The following is a 19,221-nucleotide window of genomic DNA, read 5'->3' as shown; positions in this document are numbered from 1 at the left end:
GGCTTGGTCACTGGCGGGCGAAGTCCTCACCCAGCAGGGATTTCAGGCGGGACAGGGCTCGCATGCTTCGCATCTTCACGACCGACGGCGAGACGTCCAAGATGTCGGCGACGGTCTCGACACTGTGGTCCTCCCAGTGGCGCAGGACGATGATGGCCTGGTCGCGGACCGGCAGGGTGACCAGGGCCTGCATCAGCGTCACGTGCAGGTCCGCGGCCGGCTCTGCCGGGTGGCCCGGACGGTCCGGGAGGTCGGCGAAGGCCACTTCGGTGCTGCTGCGCCGTTTGCGCTGGTCGAAGACGGCGTTCATCAGCACCCTGCGGCTGTAGGCCTCCAGGTCGGCGGTGCGCCAGATCCGGCTCCAGGAGGCGTACATCCGGGCGAGCGTCAGCTGGGTGAGGTCCTGGGCCAGATGCCAGTCCCGGCACATCAGGTAGGCGGTACGCCGCAGCCGGGGTGTCGCGGCGGCCACGAAGGCGGTGAACTCGGCGTCGCGGACGGAACGGAGGGCGCGGTCCGGGCGGCTCACGGGCACACCCCGCCGACCAGGTATTCGACCCCGGGACGGCCGGAGTACGCCGCAGCGACCTCGGCGTACTGCTGCGGGCTGGTCAGCCTCAGCTGGAACGAGTCGGGCACCGAGAGGGCCTGGTGGAAGTCGGGGCTGTCCCGCCACAGTTCCTGGAACCGCTCGTACGCCTCCTTGCGGGTCTCATAGGCCATGGTCCGGATGCGGGGATCGGCGCTCAGATCGACCCGGAGCGCCTCGCGCTGCTGCTCGGTGATGTCCTGCCGCAGCGTGATGACGACATCGGTGGCGGCGCTGGTGACCGGCCAGGTGCACTCCGGCCGGGCCTGCGCCACCAGCGCCACGGCGGGCGGCGGCTGCGGCGGCGGCAGCGGCGGACCGGTGGGCCCCGGGAGGAGACCGGGCACCGCCACGACCGCGACGACGGCCGCCGCAGCCGTCCCGCCGATCGCCAGGGCGCGGCGCCGGCGGCGGATGCCCCTGCCCTGTGCCATCACCTGCGCCGCGGCCTCACCGTCGAGGAACGCGGGCTCGCCGTCGAGTGCCCGGTCGAACAGTTCCTTCAGATGCTCCGGCATGGCAGCTCCCCTCTCTCCCCCTACATGACTGGCTGGGGGTGGGGATCGGTCACAGCGGATGCGAGTAGCGCAGATGCGTGGCCGGGTGGCCGTTGAGTTCGTCGTCGCGGCTGACGCCGTCGTCGGACCAGCCGCCCTTCTCGTAGAAGCGGCGGGCCGTCGTGTTGCCGGCGAGGACCCAGAGGACCGCCACGGGTTCGCCGTAGCTGGGCAGGTTCTCCAGGGCGTCGAGCATCAGCAGGCGGCCCACACCCGTGCCGACCCGGGACGGGTCCAGATGGATCGCGTAGAGCTCGGCCGCTCCGGTGGTCTCACTCGGCCCGATGTACGAGAAACCGATCAGCTCGCCGGCGTCGAAGGCCAGGGTCATCCGGTGGGTGTCCTGCTCCCACTGCCAGCGCTCCACCCAGTACGCCGCCAGCATGTCCGCGGCCCGCGTGTCGAACGACGAGGGATCGACCAGATCGGCGTACGCCGCCGCACGGGATCGGTGGTGCAGGCGGCCGACAGCCGGCTGGTCGGCCTCCACAGCCAGGCGGAGTTCTGCGGTCATGAATCGACCGTAGTGCGCCGGGGCGGGACCGGCACGGTCTGGAGGTCCTCGGCGACCACGATCGGGCCGGGGAACTCCTTGCGCGCCTCCTCCAGGAAGCGGGACGGATCCGTGTAGCGCTGCGAGAAGTGGGTCAGGACCAGGAGCCGGACACCCGACTCCCGTGCCACCGAACCGGCCTGTCCGGCCGTCAGGTGACCGACCTGGGCGGCCATGGCGGCGTCCTCGGCCAGGAACGTGGACTCGATCACCAGCATGTCGGCGCCTTCGGCGAGCGCGTAGACGTTGTCGCAGAGGCCGGTGTCCATCACGAAGGCGAAGGTCTGACCCGGGCGGACCGCGCTGACCTGCTCGACGGTGACGTCGCCGAGGCGGCCGGAACGCTGGAGATCGCCCACGGCGGGACCGCTGATCCCGTGCTGTGCGAGCAGGGCCGGGATCATCCGGCGGGAGTCCGGCTCCACGAGACGGTAGCCGTACGTCTCGATCGAATGCCTGAGCGGCAACGCCGTGAGGCGCCCCGCCGAGGTCTCCACCTCGAAGCCCGCGGAGACCGGCGCGGCGAGCACGGAGGAGTTGTCCCAATAGCTGGTGGCGTGCCTCAGACGATCGAAGAACTCCTGCCCACCAGCCGGATAGTGGACCGTCACCGGATGCGGCACCCGGTCCAGTGAGATGCGCTGCAGGACGCCGGGAAGGCCCAGGCTGTGGTCGCCGTGGAAGTGCGTGACGCAGATCCGCCGCAGCGGGGTCACGGCCTGGCCGGCGAGGAGCATCTGGCGCTGGGTGCCCTCGCCCGGGTCGAAGAGGATCACCTCGTCGTCCCAGCGCAGGAGGTATCCGTTGTGGTTGCGGTGGCGCGTCGGCACCTGGCTGGCGGTGCCGAGGACGACCAGCTCACGCATCGCGAAGACCCCCGGAATGAAGCGACCCCAGGGGACTTCCTCGCTCGCTGTCGCGGGCGAGGTCCGGTCGGACAAGGCCGGATCCCCTGGGGTCGGGTGGCTGTCTGGTACTCGCCGGGCCGCTGCCACACGGTCTCGACGCTCAAACGAAGCTGTCAAGGACAGCGGCTAGCGGACAGCCACCTCACGAGTCCCGTTGCTATACAACTTCGGACCACCTCCCTTCACGTGTACGGCCACGTTAGCCAAGGTCGACAGCGACCGCCAATGCTTTTAAATCACCTACAGCCGCGGGAATACGCGCGGGGTCATCTCGGTGCTCTCCACGACGAGCGAGGCCGGTCCGACGATCTGCGGGTCAGGGATGCCGACGATCTCCGGGTCCTTGCCGGTGTAGTCGAAGCGGTTGAGCACGTGCCGCATCGCCGCCACCCGGGCGCGCTTCTTGTCGTTGCTCTTCACCACGGTCCAGGGCGCGTCGGCGGTGTCCGTGTAGAAGAACATCGCCTCCTTGGCCTCGGTGTAGTCGTCCCACTTGTCCAGGGACTCCAGGTCCATCGGGGAGAGCTTCCACTGCCGGACCGGGTCGACCTGGCGGATCGCGAACCGGGTGCGCTGCTCGCCCTGGGTGACCGAGAACCAGAATTTGACCAGGTTGATGCCCGAGCGTACGAGCATCCGCTCCAGCTCCGGCGTCTGCCGCATGAACTCCAGGTACTCCGCGCGGGTGCAGAAGCCCATCACCCGCTCGACGCCGGCCCGGTTGTACCAGGATCGGTCGAAGAGCACGATCTCACCGGCGGACGGCAGGTGCTTGATGTACCGCTGGTAGTACCACTGGGTGCTCTCCTTCTCGTTCGGCTTCTCCAGTGCCACCACCCGGGAACCGCGCGGGTTCAGGTGCTCCATGAACCGCTTGATCGTGCCGCCCTTGCCGGCCGCGTCCCGCCCCTCGAAGAGGATCACCAGCCGCTCGCCGGTGTCCTTGCACCAGTTCTGCAGCTTCAGCAGCTCGATCTGGAGCAGGCGCTTGTCGTGGTCGTACTCCATCCGGGACATCCGCTCGTCGTACGGATAGTCCTCCCGCCAGGTGTCGACCGGCGTGCCGTCCGCGTTGATCAGCCGCGGATCGTCGTCCTCGTCGTCCACGACCCGGTAGCCGCTCAGCTCGGCTATCGGACCGGCATAGGGCTCCGTCATCGATTCCTCCGCACGTTCATGATCAACATGCTCGATAACGCCCTGTTCAGGATCAACGTGTTCCGAATGAACATCAGTGGTCATGTCTTCACCAGCCAACGCCGCACCTTCTTGCGCCGCGACGCCCGCACCAGCGCGGGCACCTCCCGCAAGGTCTCCTTACCCACTTGTTCCTGCCTGCCGTACAGCACGCCGAAATGGAAACTGTCCGGGCCGATCTCGTGCAGCACCTCGCGCGCGATCGTCGAGTCCTGGTGGGCGCCGAGGCCGTCCTGCAGCGCGGTCAGCGCCTTCACCAGCTGTTTCGCCGGTTTGCCGTTCTCCGGCTGGATGACCTCGACGGCGTACCGCGCCTTCTTGTAGCTCTTGCGCGCCTCGTGCAGCTCCTCGTCGGCGCCGCTCTTGATCGCCGCATCGAGCTCGGCGTCCGCCTTCTTCAAGACCTTCCTGGTACGCCGGGAAGGATCACCCGCATCGGGTCCCGTCCGATCGACGATCTCGTCCACGGCGTCGAGCAGGGCCAGGTAGCGGTCCGAGTCGAGGGCCTGGGCCAGCTCGTCCCGGCCTTTCGCGACCCGGTGCTCCAGCGCCGCCCGGATCCGGTTCGCGGCCGGCTCGAACTCCGGCCCCGAGTCCTCGACGCCGGCGAGCAGCTTCTCCTCCAGCACCTGGGGATCGCGGACGGCGCCGAGCATCCCGGCCAGCCAGCGCAGCTCGTCGCCGACCTCGTTCTCCGGGAACCAGCGCCGGTACGTCTTCAGCGTGCTGCGGAGACGACGCGTCGCCACCCGCATCTTGTGAACAGCCTCGGGGTCCCCACGGCGGGCCGCCGGGTCGTGTCCGAGGATGGCGTCGCGCTGCTCCCGGGCGTACCGGAAGACGGGGTTGATCTTCGTCTTCTTAGTTTTTCCTGGGAGTTTGCTGGACAACGCGCGGGCCGCCTTGGACGGGCCCTCCGCCTTCGTCGCGCCGGCGTCGAGCAGCACCCGCTCCACCGCGTCGAGAAGCCCGGCGTCCCCGTCGACCAGCTCGACCTCGATCTCCTGCCAGACGCTGTGCTCGTCACCGGCGTCGGCGATCACCCGATCCTGCGCGATCAACGCGAGCGTGCGCCCGTCCTCGCCGCGCAACGGCGTCTCCACCCGATGCGTCCGCAACCGGCAGACCGGACCCAGCGGGTGACGGCGGACGATGCCGCGCACGATACCGACCAGTTCGTCCGGAACCGTGTCGCCTTCGTGCCCGGATATCCGATGTTCGGTACGTCCTTCACCGTCACTGGGCGTCTTGAGGTGCCAGCCGGCGTCATGACCGCCGGCTCTGCGGCGAAGAGTCCGGCGGTTTCTCATCAACCGGAGGTCTTCGGTGTCGAAGTAGGTGGCGTCGAGGTCATGTGTCTCGGCGCCGTCCGAGCCGGTGATGCCGGCCACCCCGGCCAGCTCCGGAAGTTCGAAAGTCTCGGGGACGTCGTACTTGCGCTCTGTCTCGGTGGCGATCTCCACGCGTCAATGGTGCCCCGTGGCGGCCTTCTGACACAGTCATGTCTCAGGTTGAGCTGTCATGGTTCTTTTCCTGCCTATGAAAAGGAGAGCTGCATGGAGAAGTCGGAGCGCCGTCCCGTCTCTCTGACCAAGTCACTCGCCGGTCTCCGCCTGATCGGCGCCGGCGCCGTCCTCGGCCTGGCCCTCGCCGTCCCGGCCTCACCGGCCCAGGCCGACCCGCCGCGCCCGCAGCCCGGCACGGTCGCCGAGCAGGACACGCCCGAGGACCTCTAGCCGCGGTTGTTCCGGAGGTACTCGGCTCGCGCGTAATTCGCGGTCGCCGCGCCGTAATACATGGTCGCCAGCGACACGTGGAACGAGTTGTTGGTGATCGCGTTCTTGGCGCTCGCCGACGCGGCCCAGCGGATCTCGGCGTCCGTGGTGTTGATCCCGCGCCGGGCACACCGCTGCCGGTTCATCTCCTTGCCGCGTTTCCAGCTCTCCAGCGCCGCTTCGGCCTCGCGCATCATCGCCCGGGCCTGCTGGATCATGAACTCGGCCAGTTCCCAGGCGGCACGCTCGTCGTCGTTCCGATACTGCATCTTCCAACCTCCCGGTCGCCCCTCGTTTCCGAGTGTGAAGCGACAGGTCGGTCCATGTCGATCTTTTTCGTTCCGAGGCGTGAAATGTCGGGCGGCCACTTGCGGCCCGCGCACACACCCCGGATCGGCACGAGACTCACGGCCCGCCGGCTGTGACTCATGAGCGACGGTCCCGGCCCACGACAGCAATGAGCCACAGCCGAGCAAGACCGGCTGTGACCCATGAGCCACGATCCGGGCACGAGACAGCCATGAGCCACAGCCGAGCAGGGCTAGGTTCTGTCTCTTAGATCAAGGCCGTCGGGTACGGCTCTGAGCCAGTCGAGCATTTCGACGAGGTCGAGGGTGGCTTGGAAGTGTGCGCCCAGCTTGTCGTATCGGGTTGCCAGTCCACGCCAGTGCTTGCGCCGGTTGAAGCGCGTTCGACCTGGTTACGCCGCTTGGGTCGAACGCGGGCGGCCTGCCGCCGTTACGGCCTTTGCGCAGGCGGTTAGCGATCTGGTCGCGGGGCTGCGGGATGGTGGCGGTGATGTGTTCGTCCCGCAAAGCCTGACGGTTGGCCCGTGACGAATACGCCCGGTCACCGGTCAACGAGTTCGGACGCTTGCGCGGCAGGCCGGGCCCGGGCGTCGAGACCCGGACCTGATTGAGCAGCGGGATCAGCGAGACCAGCGATCGGCCTCGTCCGTCGGCCAGGGTATGGATCTTCGTGGTCAGCCCGCCGCGGGAGCGTCCGATGCCTTCACGCGCCTGCGTTCCGGCGACGTCAGCCCTCTTTTCGCTGCCCCGGCCGCATGCTGATGGGCGCGCACGATCGTCGCGTCGACCTGAGCGTCCCAGTCGATGTCGTCGTCGAGCTCAGCAAGGGTGACGACCTGCGCTTTCAACCTGGCCCAGGTGCCGTCGGCCGCCCAGCGGCGAAAACGCTGGTACGGCGTCTCCAAGGTCCATACCGCTCCGGGAGGTCCCGCCACGGCGAACCGGTGCGCTTGACCCAGCAGATCGCATTGATCACCTGCCGATGATCGCGCCAGCGCCGGCCCTGAACGGGCTGGACCGGCAGCAGCGGTGCCAGCACAGCCCACTCATCATTCGTCAGATCACCACGCGCCACACCACGTCAACGATCGACACCCATGATCGCCACGATGATCTAAGAGACAGAACCTAGCTGTGACCCATGAGCCACGATCCGGGCACGAGACAGCCATGAGCCACAGCCGAGCAGACCGGCTGTGACTCATGAGCCACGTCCAGGCACGAGACAGCCACGAGCCACAGCCGAGCAGAACCGGCCGTGACTCATGAGCGACGAACCCGGCCCGCGACAGCAATGAGTCACAGCCGGGGGCACGAGCGGGCCGATGCGGCGGTGACGGGACGCCGGGGCCGCCGGTGGCGGTAGCCGGCGGAAGGGGCCGTCAGGTGTCGGTGGACCGGGGACCTGCATGGCGGAAGGCGGACGCGGCCCGCCAATTCCGTACGATAAATGCGGAAAAGGCGGGAGCACGTGACCGATGAATGCGGGGGAACCTGTAGTCACGTGCTCCCGCCCACCGCCCCGCCCGAACCGGGTGCGCCTGGCCGGAGGCGCGAATCAGCGGAGGCGTGCCGATTCGTTTACCGATTCAAGGGCGGGCTTGGGCGCGGGATACCGGAGCGCTGGCGGGGCGCGCCGGCGTCACCGCCGGGAGACGTCGCCGGGCCGGGAAGCCATTGCTTGCCGGGGGACGGTCAAGCTTTCTCGGCGACGTCTAAGACTTCATGACAGCCTCCTGTAGCGGTGGGCAGACGGAACATTGAGGCCGCGACCTGGCCGGTCGCGCATGGTGTTCAGGTCGTGGCGCAGCGTCCACGACTCCCGCCAGGATCGGCGGGCGACGGTGTCGGCCCGCTCGGCCAGGCGGCGTGCCGAACACGGCCAGTTCCACCCGCACCCGACGCAGGCACCGTCCGCATCGGACGCCGTGTGGCGTCCGAGCATCTGCTGCGCGTCCCGCCACAGAAGGCGGTCCACGATGCCGGCGGGCACCGTCTCGTCGACGTCGACCATCCCCTACCCCTCCATCCGGGAGTGGCTCATAGCTCCGTCACGACACATACAACCGCAGCGGACCATCGACTGGTCGGACTGTGTGTGCGACTGCGGCGACTATCTGTGACGGTCCATGTCCGCCGGGGGTGGCCGTTCGAGCGGCATCAATGGAGAAGCCCGGCAACCGGAGTGTTCCGGATGCCGGGCTGGACGGGAACCTCAGCTGAGGTGGGCGAGCAGGTCCTGCCGGGTGAGGACGCCGGCGGGCTTGCCGTCCACCAGGACCATCGCGGCGTCGCCCTTCTCCAGGAGCGCGACCGCCTCGGCCACCGGCTCGCCGCCACCGATCATCGGCAGGGCGTCGCCCATGTGCTTCTCGATCGTGTCGTGCAGGTGGGCCTGGCCGGTGAAGAGCGCGTCGAGCAGCGCCTTCTCCGAGATCGAGCCGGCCACCTCGCCGGTCACGACGGGCGGTTCGGCCTTCAGGACGGGGAGCTGGGACACCCCGTACTCCCGCATGTAGTCGATCGCGTCGCGCACCGTCTCGGTCGGGTGCACGTGGATCAGCGGCGGGATCTCGGCGCCCTTGCCGGCGAGCGCGTCGGCGACGGTCGGGGTGCCCTCGCCACTGCGGAGGAACCCGTACCGTGCCATCCATTTGTCGTTGAAGATCTTCGACAGGTAACCGCGGCCGCCGTCCGGCAGGAGCACCACGACGACGTCATCGGGGCCGGCCTTGCGCGCCACCTCGAGGGCCGCGACCACTGCCATGCCGCAGGAGCCGCCGACGAGCAGGCCTTCCTCGCGGGCCAGCCGCCGGGTCATCTCGAACGAGTCGGAGTCGCTGACCTCGATGACCTCGTCGGTGACGCTGCGGTCGTACGCGGTCGGCCAGAAGTCCTCGCCGACACCCTCCACCAGGTAGGGACGGCCGGTTCCACCGGAGTAGACGGACCCTTCGGGGTCGGCGCCGACGACGCGGACGTTCCCCTGTTCCTTCAGGTAGCGCCCGACGCCGCTGATCGTGCCACCGGTGCCGACACCGGCGACGAAGTGAGTGATCTTGCCGCCGGTCTGTTCCCAGAGCTCCGGCCCGGTCTGCTCGTAGTGCGAGCGCGGGTTCGCCGGGTTGCTGTACTGGTCGGGCTTCCACGCGCCGGGGATGTCGCGGGTCAGCTTGTCGGAGACGTTGTAGTAGGAACGCGGGTCCTCCGGCGCCACGGCGGTCGGGCAGACCACCACCTCGGCGCCGTACGCCCGAAGGACGTTCTGCTTGTCCTCGCTGACCTTGTCGGGGCAGACGAAGACGCACTTGTAACCCCGCTGCTGGGCCACCAGGGCCAAGCCGACGCCGGTGTTGCCGCTGGTCGGCTCCACGATCGTGCCGCCGGGCTTGAGGAGGCCGGCCTTCTCGGCGTCCTCCACCATCCGCAGCGCGATCCGGTCCTTGACCGAGCCGCCGGGGTTCATGTACTCGACCTTGGCCAGCACGGTGGCGCTGATGCCTTCGGTCACACTGTTCAGACGGACCAGCGGAGTGTTACCGATGATCTCGACGACGTTGTCGTAATAGCGCACAGCTCACTTTACGACCAGGCGGGGGTTGGTCCGCTCCCACTCCAGGAAGCGTTCCGTCTCGGCGAGGACGGCCCCGGCCAGCCAGGTGACCGCCACGGCGTCGTCGACCAGGCCGAACACCCAGAGGAACGCCTCGGGGACGGCGTCGATGGGCGACACGACATAGGCCGTCGCGGCGGCCATCATGGCGAGCCGCAGGCCGCCGTCGTACTCCCCGCGGGTGGTGGCACGGATCATCCGCGGCAGTGCGCCGATCCGCTCACTCAGCGGGCGGCCGCCGCGGGCGCCGGCGGTCAGTGCGCGGGCGAGCGCGGTGAACGCCGCCGCACGTTTCAACGTCTTGGCCATCTCTGTTCCCCTCTCCGCCACTCCAGCATGACTTGACCGCGCCATGATTGCCTCTCGCCATGGCGAGTTAGCCTCAAGTACCCACTTGCACCGCCGATCTTGGACTGAACAACGAGACGCCGAGGAGGAAATCATGAGCAGCATCGATTTCACCCTCTCCGCCAGCGGCTGGCGGCGGATCAAACTGGCCGGCCATGTGACCGGCGCGCTCGCCGGCATCGCCGCCTTCTCCGCCGGACTGCTGCTGCGCCAGGCCGCCACCGCACGCCGGGTGATCCCGCTGGCCGAGGCGCCACCGCCGCGCGGCGACGGGCTGTACGGCGCGAAGTTCGGTGGCAAGCCCCTCACCCTGGTGATCCTCGGCGACTCGTCGGCCGCGGGCTACGGCGTGCACCGTCCCCGGGAGACGCCGGGCGCCCTCTTCGCGACCGGCATCTCGCGCCGTCTGCGCCGCCCGGTCCGGCTGCACCGGCTGGCCGTGGTCGGCTCGATGTCGTCGGGCCTGCCGTACCAGGTGGACGCCGCCCTGGAGTACCAGCCGGACATCGCCGTGATCCTGATCGGCGGCAACGACGTGACGCACAATTCGGCCCGGACCGCCGCCGTCCGCCATCTGGGTGACACGGTCCGCCGGCTGCGGGCCGCGGGGTGCAAGGTGGTCGTCGGCACCTGCCCCGACCTCGGCGCGATCCAGCCGATCAAGCCGCCGCTGCGCTGGCTGGCCCGGCGCTGGAGCCGCCAGCTGGCCGCCGCGCAGACCGTCGCCGTGGTGCGCGAGGGCGGCCGGACCGTGTCGATCGGCAACCTGCTCGGCCCGATGTTCGAGGCGGATCCGGTGCGGATGTACAGCTCGGATCGTTTCCACCCGTCCGCCGAGGGGTACGCCAGAGCAGCGGCCGTGATGATGCCGACGGTGATGGCCGCCCTCGGTGAGGACGAGCGGACTCCGATCGCGGAGGCCGTGCGCACCCTGCCGGAGGCCGCCGACGCCGCGGTCCGGGCGCCGGGTACCGAGGTCAGCCCGGCCGGCCGCTGGGCGCAGCTGCGCAGGCATCCCTGGTTCGGGGAGTCCCGGCACTGGTTCGGGTCCAGGGCGGGCACGGTGAACCCGATTCCCGCCGTAGGGTATACGCCAGAGGATCATCAAGTCGGCTGACGCAGGGAGGCGGGAATGGCTGGTCTGCCGGAACGACTGGGCAAGGCCGCTGCCACCGGCCTGCTCGCCGGCGCGGTGGGCGGCGCCGCGCTGATCGCCGGCGAGCTGCTCGCCGCGAAGGCCCGCCGGTACGCCAAGCCGACGATGGGCCTGGCCCTGCGCACGTCGATGGGCCCGGCCACGGCCCCGCCGCTGCGGCTCGTGCTGCTCGGCGACTCGGCTGCGGTCGGCGTCGGCGTGGAGTGGCTCTCCGACACGGTCGGCGGCCAGCTGGCCCGGCTGCTCGCCGACGGCACTCCCGAGACCGGTCAGCGGCATGTGCTGCTCAGCAGCGTCGGCGTGGCCGGTTCCCGGTCCAGTGACCTCGCCACTCAGGTGGCCCGGGCGCTGCTCGGCGACCGGCCGGACGTCGCGGTGGTGCTGATCGGGGCGTACGACGCCGCTTCCGGCCGCGCCCCCGAGGACGCCGCCATCCACCTCGGTCAGGCCGTCCGCCGGTTGCGTTCGGCGGGTGTGCAGGTGGTCGTCGGCACGTGTCCCGACCTGGGCGCGGTCCGCTCGATCGCCCCGCCGCTGCGGCAGATCGCCGGGCTGGTCGGCCGCCGGATGGCGAAGTCGCAGGCCCGCGCGGTGGCCGAGGCCGGTGGCACGGTGGTGGACCTGGCCGACGAGACCGGTGCGGTGTTCCGCGCGGACGCCGGGACGCTCTGCTACGACGGTTTCCACCCGTCGGCCGACGGCTATCGGGTGTGGGCGCACGCCCTCTATCCGGCCGTGGCGAAAGCAGCCATGAGCGGAGTGTGACAAATTAGCTCTTCCGACCATGTTACCGGTGAGTAAACTGACCGCATGCCGGAAGCTGTCATCGTTGCCACTGCCCGCTCCCCCATCGGCCGCGCCCACAAGGGCTCGCTGAAGGATCTGCGCCCCGACGACCTCGCCACGACGATCGTCGACGCCGCCCTGAACAAGGTGCCGCAGCTAGACCGCACGCTGATCGAGGACCTCTACCTCGGCTGCGGTCTGCCCGGCGGCGAACAGGGCTTCAACCAGGCCCGTGTGATCGCCACGAAGCTGGGCCTGGACGGCCTGCCCGGCGCGACGGTCACCCGTTACTGCTCCTCCTCGCTGCAGACCACCCGGATGGCGTTCCACGCGATCAAGGCCGGCGAGGGCGACATCTTCATCTCGGCCGGTGTCGAGACGGTGTCGCGGTTCGCGCGCGGCTCCTCCGACGGCCTCCCGTCGGCGGCCCAGGAACTCGTCGGCGGCTCGTGGACGAACCCGTTCTTCGACGAGGCCCAGGCCCGCACGAAGCGTGCCGCCGAGGCCGGCACGACCTGGCACGACCCGCGCGCGGACGGCGCCGTGCCGGACATCTACATCGGCATGGGCTACACCGCCGAGAACCTCGCCCAGGTCAAGGACGTCTCTCGCGAGGAGATGGACGAGTTCGGCGTACGCAGCCAGAACCTCGCCGAGAAGGCCATCGCGAACGGCTTCTGGGAGCGCGAGATCACGCCGATCACGCTCCCCGACGGCACCGTGGTCAGCAAGGACGACGGTCCCCGCCCGGGCGTCACGATCGACGCGGTCTCCCAGCTCAAGCCGGTCTTCCGCCCGGACGGCCGGGTCACCGCGGGCAACTGCTGCCCGCTCAACGACGGCGCCGCCGCCCTGGTCATCATGAGCGACACGAAGGCCCGCGAGCTCGGCATCACCCCGCTCGCCCGCATCGTCTCGACCGGCGTCACCGGCCTCTCCCCCGAGATCATGGGCCTCGGCCCGGTCGAGGCGTCGAAGCAGGCCCTGAAGCGCGCCGGCATGAGCATCGGCGACGTCGACCTCTTCGAGATCAACGAGGCGTTCGCGGCGCAGGTCATCCCGTCGTACAAGGACCTCGGAATCCCGCTGGACAAGCTCAACGTCAACGGCGGCGCGATCGCTATCGGTCACCCCTTCGGCATGACCGGCGCCCGCATCACCACCACGCTCCTCAACTCCCTCGACTGGCACGACAAGTCGATCGGCCTCGAGACGATGTGCGTCGGCGGCGGCCAGGGCATGGCCCTGATCATCGAACGCCTGAGCTGATCCCTTTCACCACCCGCTGCCCCCGCTGCACTCCAAGATCAAAATCAGGAGGTCGCAGCGGGGTGGGTGGCCCGGGCCGCAGCTCCCGCCGAGGGCGCGGCGTTCCCGCTGGCCGCTGCGCGTCCAGACCGCGGCAACACACCGCGCGGCCTGAGTGAGTGCCCAAGCCCTTTCCCTATCAGTGACCAGGACATCCGCAGATGCGCCGAGGCGGCCTCCGCCGCGTGTCCAACTCCACGCAGGCCGGGGTGGCGGGTGGCTAGAGGGCGCTCCGGGTTTCGGTGACGGCTGTGGTCGCGCGGGTGAGCAGCTCCGGGGGCGGGCCGGCCGCCATGATGTCGGCGGCCAGGACTCGCAGCTGGTCGGGGAGGACCATCGCGTGCACGAACGGCACCTCGCGCGCCGGCGTCTTCTCCGCCTCGGCGCCCAGATCGGCCAGCTGCTGTGCCAGCGCGAAGACGGCCTGCGCTCGCGTCACCGGGCCGGCCGGCTGCGACCAACGGCGTTCCTCCCAGTGGTGGACCTGGGTGAGGAGGCGCTCGATCGACACGGTGAAGTCAGACATCAGATCAAAGAATACTCAAGATCGAAGGACTCCCACGATCCAAGGCCCCCGGAAACGGGACAACGCCCGGTCCGCGGGGAGGCGGGCCGGGCGTTGCTCATCTAGCGACGACGGGACGAACCGTCAATCGTCGCCGCCTTGCAGGAAGCTCAGCAGGCGAAGGATCTCGATGTAGAGCCAGATCAGGCCGACCAGGATCCCGAACGCCGCGGTCCAGGAGTAGCGCTGCGGAAGACCCATCCGCACGCCCTCCTCGATCTCGTTGAAGTTCAGGATGAAGCTCAGCGACGCGACCACGATGCACACCAGGCTGAAGATGATGCCGAGAGCGCCGTTGTCACGCAGGCCGGTGTTGACGCCGAACAGCGCCAGCACGAAGTTGATCAGCATGACCGCGAAGAGGCCCGCCATGATCGAGATGATCGCGCGGGTGAACTTCGGGGTGGCACGGATGACCTTGGCACGGTAGAGGATTGCCATCAGGAAGAAGACGCCGAATGTGGCGACCACCGCCTGGAGCACGATCCCCGAGTAGAAGCTCTCGAAGGTCTTGCTCACCATGCCGACGAAAACGCCCTCGATCACGGCGTAGGCCACGACCAGAGCCGGGTTCGCCACCCGCATGAACGAGATGACCAGACCGAGCACGAGGCCCACGAGGGCCGCGCCGATCCAGGCAGCGCCCGTCGCCGAGTCGGGGATGAGGTTCCACGCGGCGACCGCGGAGATGCCCGTGATGCCGAGCAGTGTGACCGTCTTGACCACGACGTCGTCGATGGTCATCGGCTGCACGGCGGGCGGGGAGGCGGGGTAGCCTGTCGCCGTCGGGTAGGCCTCGCCGTATGCCGGCTGACCGTAACCCGCCTGCTGGCCGTAACCCGGCTGACCCTGACCGGCCGGCCCATATGGCCCGTACCCGGCCGACCGCTCCCGCTCGGCCGCCTGGCCGAGGCGCGAGAGAACCGGGTTCGATGTCTTCACTGTTTCCAGCCTCCCTTGAGGTTGGGCTCTTGCCTGTCGTTCAAGGGTACGGGTTGATCCGCCGGATCGCCGCCCGCAGAGCCTGTGAGCAGGCTGAGAACCCGTGGTCAGAGGCGTGATCGTAATGATGAAAGGGATGTTCCGCCATTCGGAGGAACATCCCTTTCGTCATGAGCCACGTGCCCGGGGCGGGTCTCGAACCCGCACGCCTTGTGAGGCAGCCGCTTTTAAGGCGGCCGTGTCTGCCATTCCACCACCCGGGCGGACCTGCGAACACCGTATCTGGTGCCGCCCGGATGGGGGAAACAGCCTGGCCGGATCAGCGCGAGCCGGCGGAGACCTTGTCTTCCTTCGGGGCGACCGGCGGGGTCACCTCGAGGAACTCCTCACGCGGGTGGTGCAGCTGGCCGAGGGCCACCGTCTCCCGCTTGAGCACGAACGCGAGGACCCAGTCGGCGAGCACCCGCACCTTGCGGTTGAACGACGGGATCCGGCTGACGTGGTAGAAGCGGTGCATGAGCCACGCCGGGTAGCCCTTGACCTTGACGCCGTAGACGTGCGCGACGCCCTTGTTGATGCCCAGACCCGCGACACCGCCGACGTGCTTGTGGCGGTACTCCTTCGGAGCGCCGCCGAGGATGACCTGGCGGATGTTGTCGGCGAGCACGGTGGCCTGGCGGACCGCGTGCTGGGCGCTCGGCGAGCACCAGCCACCCGGGTTGGTCAGGTCGGGCACCTGTGCGGCGTCACCGGCGGCCCAGGCGCCGTCGAGGACCTCGCCGGTCTCGATGCTGGCGACCTGCAGGGTGGGCAGGCAGTTGATGTGCCCGCGCGGGCCGAGCGGCAGGTCGGTGTGCTCGAGCATCGGCGACGGCTTGACGCCCGCGGTCCAGACCAGGGTCTCGGCACGGAAGGTGTCGCCGTCGGAGAGCACGATCTGACCGTCGACGCACGACTTCAGGAACGTCTCCAGGCGCAGGTCGATGCCGCGCTTGGCGAGCTGGCGAGCCGTGTAGGCGCCCATCTCCGGCCCGACCTCCGGAAGGATCCGGTTGGAGGCCTCCACCAGGATGAAGTGGACCTCCTTCGGGTCCAGCTCCGGGTAGTACTTCAGCGCGTCGGCGACGACGTCCTGCATCTCGGCGAGCGCCTCGATGCCGGCGAAGCCACCACCGACGAAGACGAAGTTCAGCGAGGCCTTACGAACCTCCTCGTCCGGCGTCACGGCGGCGACGTCCAGGCGGTCGAGGATGTGGTTGCGCAGGTAGATGGCCTCGCCGATGGTCTTGAGACCGATGCCGCGGTCGCTCAGACCGGGGATCGGCAGGGTGCGCGAGACCGAGCCCGGCGCCACGATGATGTGGTCGTACTCCATCTCGTAGGCAGGGCCGTCGATCGGCTGGATCGTGACGGTCTTGCGGGCGTGCTCGAGCTTCGTGACCTCACCGGAGACGATGCGGCACTTCTTCAGCTCCCGGCGCAGCGGCACCACAGCGTGTCGCGGCGAGATGTTACCGGCCGCTGCCTCAGGCAGGAACGGCTGATAAGTCATGTGCGGAACAGGGTCGATGACCACGATCTCGGCCCGGTTCCGGTTCAGCTTCTTGGACAGGCGGAGGGCGGCATACAGCCCGACGTGACCTGCTCCAACGACGACTATGCGCGGTGGATTCACGCCCCTATTCTCGCGCGCGAGACCCCGTTCATGCGTTGTTCTGTGACGATCGCAACGGCCAAAGTCAAGTGTCGTAACTAACAGATTTCACTTGCGTACGGCCATACGTGCTAGGAGAACTGTCACAACAGTGGCACCAGCAAGCCCGGCGAGGGTGGCCAGCTGGAATGCGCTGCCTCCCAGGTCGGCGGTGAGACCCAGGGCCAGGACGATCAGCACCGACGAGATCAGGATGACCACGGCGGCCCGGCCCAGCCAGAGTCCCGGTACGTCGAAGTTGACGATCGCATCGATGGGCAGCACCGCGGCGAGGGCCGTGAGGGTGTGCGCCAGATAGAGCAGCGCGGCCAGGGTGAGGACCCGCCACAGCGCGATCCGGGCGTCGAATCCGGCGGTGTCGAGCAGCCAGCCCGCCACCGCCAGCAGAGCGACGGCGGTGCCACCGCGGCCGCCCGGCATCAGCGCCGGCCAGAGCGCGAAGACGGCGAGCAGGGCGAAGTACCGGCTGGCCAGCAGCTCGGCGGGCCAGGCGGCAGCGAGCGCCAGCAGGCCGGTCAGGAAGACCGAGGACCGGACGATGACGGGCACGGCGGTCGCACGGCTCAGGGTCGTACGAAGGCGCCCCGCTCTTCTCGTGATCGCGGTGAGCATGTCAGCGTCCCCTCGGGGCCGAGGCCATCCGGGCCACATCGCGCAGAACCAGGTCGAGGCTGCCGGCGCCGGCCCAGGTCACCACCGGCACGCCGTGTTCGCGGAGACGGCCGAGCACGTTCTCCCGCTCGATGCGCCAGAGCCGGGTGGCGGCCGGGGACCACTGGTTGCGGACCGCCGGGGCGGCGTCCTTCGGGAAGGTGTCGACGGCGACCGTGAACCGGCCGGTCTGGGTGAGCTGGGCGAGCATGTCGGCGGCCCGCGGGTCGACCAGCGGGGTGAGCACCACGACCAGCGCGGACGACGAGATGTGCTGCGGGATCAGGAGGTTCTCGTCGTCGACCGGGTCGGCGCGGACGTCGAGCAGCCACTCCAGGACCGTCAGGTACTGCCGGCGTCCGGAGGCGGCACGCAGCCGGCGGCCGGACGCGCCGTATTCGAGCATCGAGACCCGGTCGCCGCGGTGCAGATAGTGCTCGGCGATGGCGGCGGCCGCGCGGACCGTGGTGTCCAGGACCGAGGAGCTTCCGCGTACGCCGCCCGGCAGACCCACATCACCTAATACGTCAAGCAGGATCAGCACCTCGGCGTCGCGGTCCGAGAGGGTGTACGCCACGTGCAGGTCACGCGTACGCAGCGAGACCCGCCAGTCGATGCGGCGCAGCCGGTCGCCGGGCGCGAACTGGCGCACACCGGCGAGCTCACCGCCCTCGCCGGGACGCCGGGATCGGTGCGCGCCGACCAGACCGGCCGCCGCGGGCATCGCCTCGGTGGCGTTGAACGGCTCGGTCACCGGGTAGACCCGGACGCCGCGGGCCGGGGTGACCACCGGTCGGCAGGCGAGCAGGCCTCCGCAGGCAGCGGCCCGGGCAGCGGCCGGGCCGACGTCCTGCCGGCCCCAGCGGGTCGCCTCGCCGGGCAGGTCGATCGCGGCCCAGCCGTCCGACGGGACGGTGATCGCGAACGGCCGGTCGGCGTGCCGCAGCCGCAGCCACGGCGAGGTGCGGGTCCGGACCACGACCAGGTCGTACCCGATCATGTCCGGGTTCGCCACGGTGAGGCCGGCCTCGACCTCGCCGCCCTCGACGATGTGCCCCTCGTCCGCGGTGATCGTCACCTCGGGCACGGACCTGGGCCGCCGGCGCAGGTTGATCGCGGCGCCGATCGCGAACGGGGACGCGAGCAGCACCAGGTCGACCCGGCCGAGGATGACGCCGAGCAGCAGGAGCAGCCCGGTGAGCAGCACGGTACGCCCGAGCGCCCGGGTGGGAAGCCAGACCGGAGCAGACGGCTCAGTCATGCCGGGCGTAGGTCGGCAGAGCGCCGCTGGCCGGCGCCGGGACGGCCGAGAGCACCTCCTGGACCACGAACGACGGGTTCACCTGGCGCAGCCACATCTCCGGCCGCAGCGTTATGCGGTGCGCGAGCGCCGGGACGGCCACGTCCTTCACGTCCTCCGGGACCACGTAGTCGCGGCCGGCCATCGCGGCCCGCGCCCGTGCCAGCAGCAGCAGCGCCAGCGATCCACGCGGCGACGAGCCGACCAGGACGGCGCCGTGCTCCCGGGTCGCCGAGGTGAGCGACACGATGTAGCGGCCGATCGAGTCCTCGACCGCCACCGACTCCAGCGCGGCCTGCATCGACTGCAAGGTGCGGGCGTCGACCACGGGAGTCAGCGCGGCCTCCTCCTGCCGCCGCGACATCCGGCGCTGGAGCACCGACCACTCCTCCTCGGCGGTCGGATAGCCGAACGACACCCGCAGGAGGAACCGGTCGAGCTGGGCTTCCGGAAGAGGGTAGGTCCCCTCGTACTCGATCGGGTTGGCGGTTGCCAGGACGTGGAAGGGCGGATCCAGCCGATAGGTCACACCCTCGACCGAGACCTGCTTCTCCTGCATCGCTTCGAGGAGCGCCGACTGCGTCTTCGGCGGCGTCCGGTTGATCTCGTCGGCCAGCAGCATGTTGGTGAAGACCGGACCGGCGCGGAACGCGAAGTCGCCCTTGCGCTGGTCGTAGAGGAACGAGCCGGTGACGTCAGCGGGCAGCAGGTCGGGAGTGAACTGGAGACGCCGGAAGTCGAGACCGAGCGCCTGCGCGAAACACCGCGCGGTCAGTGTCTTGCCGAGACCGGGCAGATCCTCCAGCAGCACGTGCCCGCCCGCGAGGATGCCGGCGAGCACCAGCTCGAGCGAGTCCCGCTTGCCGACCACCACGGTGCCGACCGAGTCGAGAACTGCTCCGGCCAGCCGCCCGACCTCGTACGGGGGAAGAGCCTGCGTCACCGGCCCAC

General features: G+C 69.5%; 20 protein-coding genes, 1 tRNA gene and 1 pseudogene. 4 read left to right on the top strand and 18 right to left on the bottom strand.

Features of this window, described 5'->3' with window-relative positions; translation table 11 throughout:
* Window positions 1-7: 7 nt before the first annotated feature.
* The 6 genes from EP757_RS14390 to EP757_RS14365 form a co-directional block, all read right to left on the bottom strand.
* A complete protein-coding gene (locus tag EP757_RS14390) occupies window positions 8-529 on the bottom strand; it encodes a SigE family RNA polymerase sigma factor (protein ID WP_232050509.1) in 522 nt (173 codons plus the stop codon).
* Complete coding sequence (locus EP757_RS14385; RefSeq protein ID WP_127546236.1) at window positions 526-1,107, bottom strand: permease-like cell division protein FtsX; 582 nt, start codon at window positions 1,105-1,107, stop codon at window positions 526-528. Before EP757_RS14385 ends, EP757_RS14390 begins: the two co-directional genes overlap by 4 nt.
* Window positions 1,108-1,156: 49 nt before the next feature.
* A complete protein-coding gene (locus EP757_RS14380; RefSeq protein ID WP_127546233.1) occupies window positions 1,157-1,660 on the bottom strand; it encodes a GNAT family N-acetyltransferase in 504 nt (167 codons plus the stop codon).
* Window positions 1,657-2,565 (bottom strand): ribonuclease Z, encoded by a 909-nt coding sequence (locus EP757_RS14375; protein ID WP_127554238.1) that lies wholly within the window; start codon window positions 2,563-2,565, stop codon window positions 1,657-1,659. The genes EP757_RS14380 and EP757_RS14375 overlap by 4 nt, the downstream gene beginning before the upstream one ends.
* A 282-nt stretch (window positions 2,566-2,847) precedes the next feature.
* Window positions 2,848-3,765 carry a polyphosphate kinase 2 gene (ppk2, locus tag EP757_RS14370; RefSeq protein WP_197725518.1) on the bottom strand — a complete coding sequence of 306 codons (918 nt, stop codon included), beginning with the start codon at window positions 3,763-3,765 and terminating at the stop codon, window positions 2,848-2,850.
* Between the two features lie 80 nt (window positions 3,766-3,845).
* Window positions 3,846-5,267 carry a CYTH and CHAD domain-containing protein gene (locus tag EP757_RS14365; RefSeq protein ID WP_127546227.1) on the bottom strand — a complete coding sequence of 474 codons (1,422 nt, stop codon included), beginning with the start codon at window positions 5,265-5,267 and terminating at the stop codon, window positions 3,846-3,848.
* Window positions 5,268-5,360: 93 nt separating this feature from the next.
* Between EP757_RS14365 and EP757_RS14360 the strand changes: the two genes are divergently transcribed.
* On the top strand, window positions 5,361-5,540 hold the full coding sequence (locus EP757_RS14360; RefSeq protein WP_127546224.1) for a hypothetical protein: 180 nt from the start codon (window positions 5,361-5,363) through the stop codon (window positions 5,538-5,540).
* Here the strand turns inward: EP757_RS14360 and EP757_RS14355 are convergent.
* The 5 genes and pseudogenes from EP757_RS14355 to EP757_RS14335 form a co-directional block, all read right to left on the bottom strand.
* A complete protein-coding gene (locus tag EP757_RS14355; RefSeq protein WP_127546222.1) occupies window positions 5,537-5,848 on the bottom strand; it encodes a hypothetical protein in 312 nt (103 codons plus the stop codon). The genes EP757_RS14360 and EP757_RS14355 overlap by 4 nt on opposite strands.
* 272 nt (window positions 5,849-6,120) lie before the next feature.
* Window positions 6,121-6,962: pseudogene (locus EP757_RS14350) on the bottom strand (IS5 family transposase).
* 648 nt (window positions 6,963-7,610) lie between these two features.
* On the bottom strand, window positions 7,611-7,901 hold the full coding sequence (locus EP757_RS14345) for a hypothetical protein (protein ID WP_127546219.1): 291 nt from the start codon (window positions 7,899-7,901) through the stop codon (window positions 7,611-7,613).
* A gap of 201 nt (window positions 7,902-8,102) precedes the next feature.
* Window positions 8,103-9,461, bottom strand: a complete 1,359-nt coding sequence (locus EP757_RS14340; RefSeq protein ID WP_127546216.1) for a cystathionine beta-synthase — start codon at window positions 9,459-9,461, stop codon at window positions 8,103-8,105.
* A gap of 3 nt (window positions 9,462-9,464) precedes the next feature.
* Window positions 9,465-9,809, bottom strand: a complete 345-nt coding sequence (locus EP757_RS14335) for a YkvA family protein (RefSeq protein ID WP_127546213.1) — start codon at window positions 9,807-9,809, stop codon at window positions 9,465-9,467.
* Between the two features lie 133 nt (window positions 9,810-9,942).
* Between EP757_RS14335 and EP757_RS14330 the strand changes: the two genes are divergently transcribed.
* From EP757_RS14330 to EP757_RS14320, 3 genes are read left to right on the top strand one after another with little or no spacing between them, the layout of a single operon-like run.
* On the top strand, window positions 9,943-10,965 hold the full coding sequence (locus tag EP757_RS14330) for an SGNH/GDSL hydrolase family protein (protein WP_127546210.1): 1,023 nt from the start codon (window positions 9,943-9,945) through the stop codon (window positions 10,963-10,965).
* A gap of 15 nt (window positions 10,966-10,980) precedes the next feature.
* The gene (locus EP757_RS14325; RefSeq protein ID WP_127546207.1) at window positions 10,981-11,769 is read left to right on the top strand and encodes an SGNH/GDSL hydrolase family protein; all 789 of its coding nucleotides are present in this window, start codon (window positions 10,981-10,983) and stop codon (window positions 11,767-11,769) included.
* A 45-nt stretch (window positions 11,770-11,814) separates the two neighbouring features.
* Window positions 11,815-13,059: an acetyl-CoA C-acetyltransferase gene (locus EP757_RS14320; RefSeq protein ID WP_127546204.1), complete on the top strand. Its 1,245-nt coding sequence runs from the start codon at window positions 11,815-11,817 to the stop codon at window positions 13,057-13,059.
* 259 nt (window positions 13,060-13,318) lie between these two features.
* On the opposite strand, the gene EP757_RS14315 is transcribed toward EP757_RS14320, so the two are convergent.
* The 7 genes from EP757_RS14315 to EP757_RS14285 all read right to left on the bottom strand — a co-directional run bounded on the left by EP757_RS14315 (window position 13,319) and on the right by EP757_RS14285 (window position 19,213).
* Window positions 13,319-13,624 carry a hypothetical protein gene (locus tag EP757_RS14315; protein WP_127546201.1) on the bottom strand — a complete coding sequence of 102 codons (306 nt, stop codon included), beginning with the start codon at window positions 13,622-13,624 and terminating at the stop codon, window positions 13,319-13,321.
* A 123-nt stretch (window positions 13,625-13,747) separates the two neighbouring features.
* Entirely contained in the window at window positions 13,748-14,605 is an 858-nt protein-coding gene (locus EP757_RS14310) for a Bax inhibitor-1/YccA family protein (RefSeq protein WP_127546198.1), read from the bottom strand.
* 180 nt (window positions 14,606-14,785) lie between these two features.
* Window positions 14,786-14,868: transfer RNA gene (locus EP757_RS14305), tRNA-Leu, on the bottom strand.
* A 56-nt stretch (window positions 14,869-14,924) separates the two neighbouring features.
* A complete protein-coding gene (locus tag EP757_RS14300) occupies window positions 14,925-16,280 on the bottom strand; it encodes an NAD(P)/FAD-dependent oxidoreductase (protein ID WP_127546195.1) in 1,356 nt (451 codons plus the stop codon).
* An 87-nt stretch (window positions 16,281-16,367) separates the two neighbouring features.
* Window positions 16,368-16,931, bottom strand: a complete 564-nt coding sequence (locus tag EP757_RS14295) for a hypothetical protein (RefSeq protein WP_127546192.1) — start codon at window positions 16,929-16,931, stop codon at window positions 16,368-16,370.
* A gap of 1 nt (window position 16,932) precedes the next feature.
* Window positions 16,933-18,231 carry a DUF58 domain-containing protein gene (locus EP757_RS14290; RefSeq protein WP_127546189.1) on the bottom strand — a complete coding sequence of 433 codons (1,299 nt, stop codon included), beginning with the start codon at window positions 18,229-18,231 and terminating at the stop codon, window positions 16,933-16,935.
* On the bottom strand, window positions 18,224-19,213 hold the full coding sequence (locus EP757_RS14285) for a MoxR family ATPase (protein WP_127546186.1): 990 nt from the start codon (window positions 19,211-19,213) through the stop codon (window positions 18,224-18,226). The genes EP757_RS14290 and EP757_RS14285 overlap by 8 nt, the downstream gene beginning before the upstream one ends.
* Window positions 19,214-19,221: the final 8 nt, after the last annotated feature.

Origin of the sequence: Actinoplanes sp. OR16, assembly GCF_004001265.1 — a bacterium.
Lineage (GTDB): Bacteria > Actinomycetota > Actinomycetes > Mycobacteriales > Micromonosporaceae > Actinoplanes.
The sequence above is the reverse complement of the archived record's forward strand: the minus strand, read 5'-3'. Positions and strand labels throughout refer to the sequence as shown.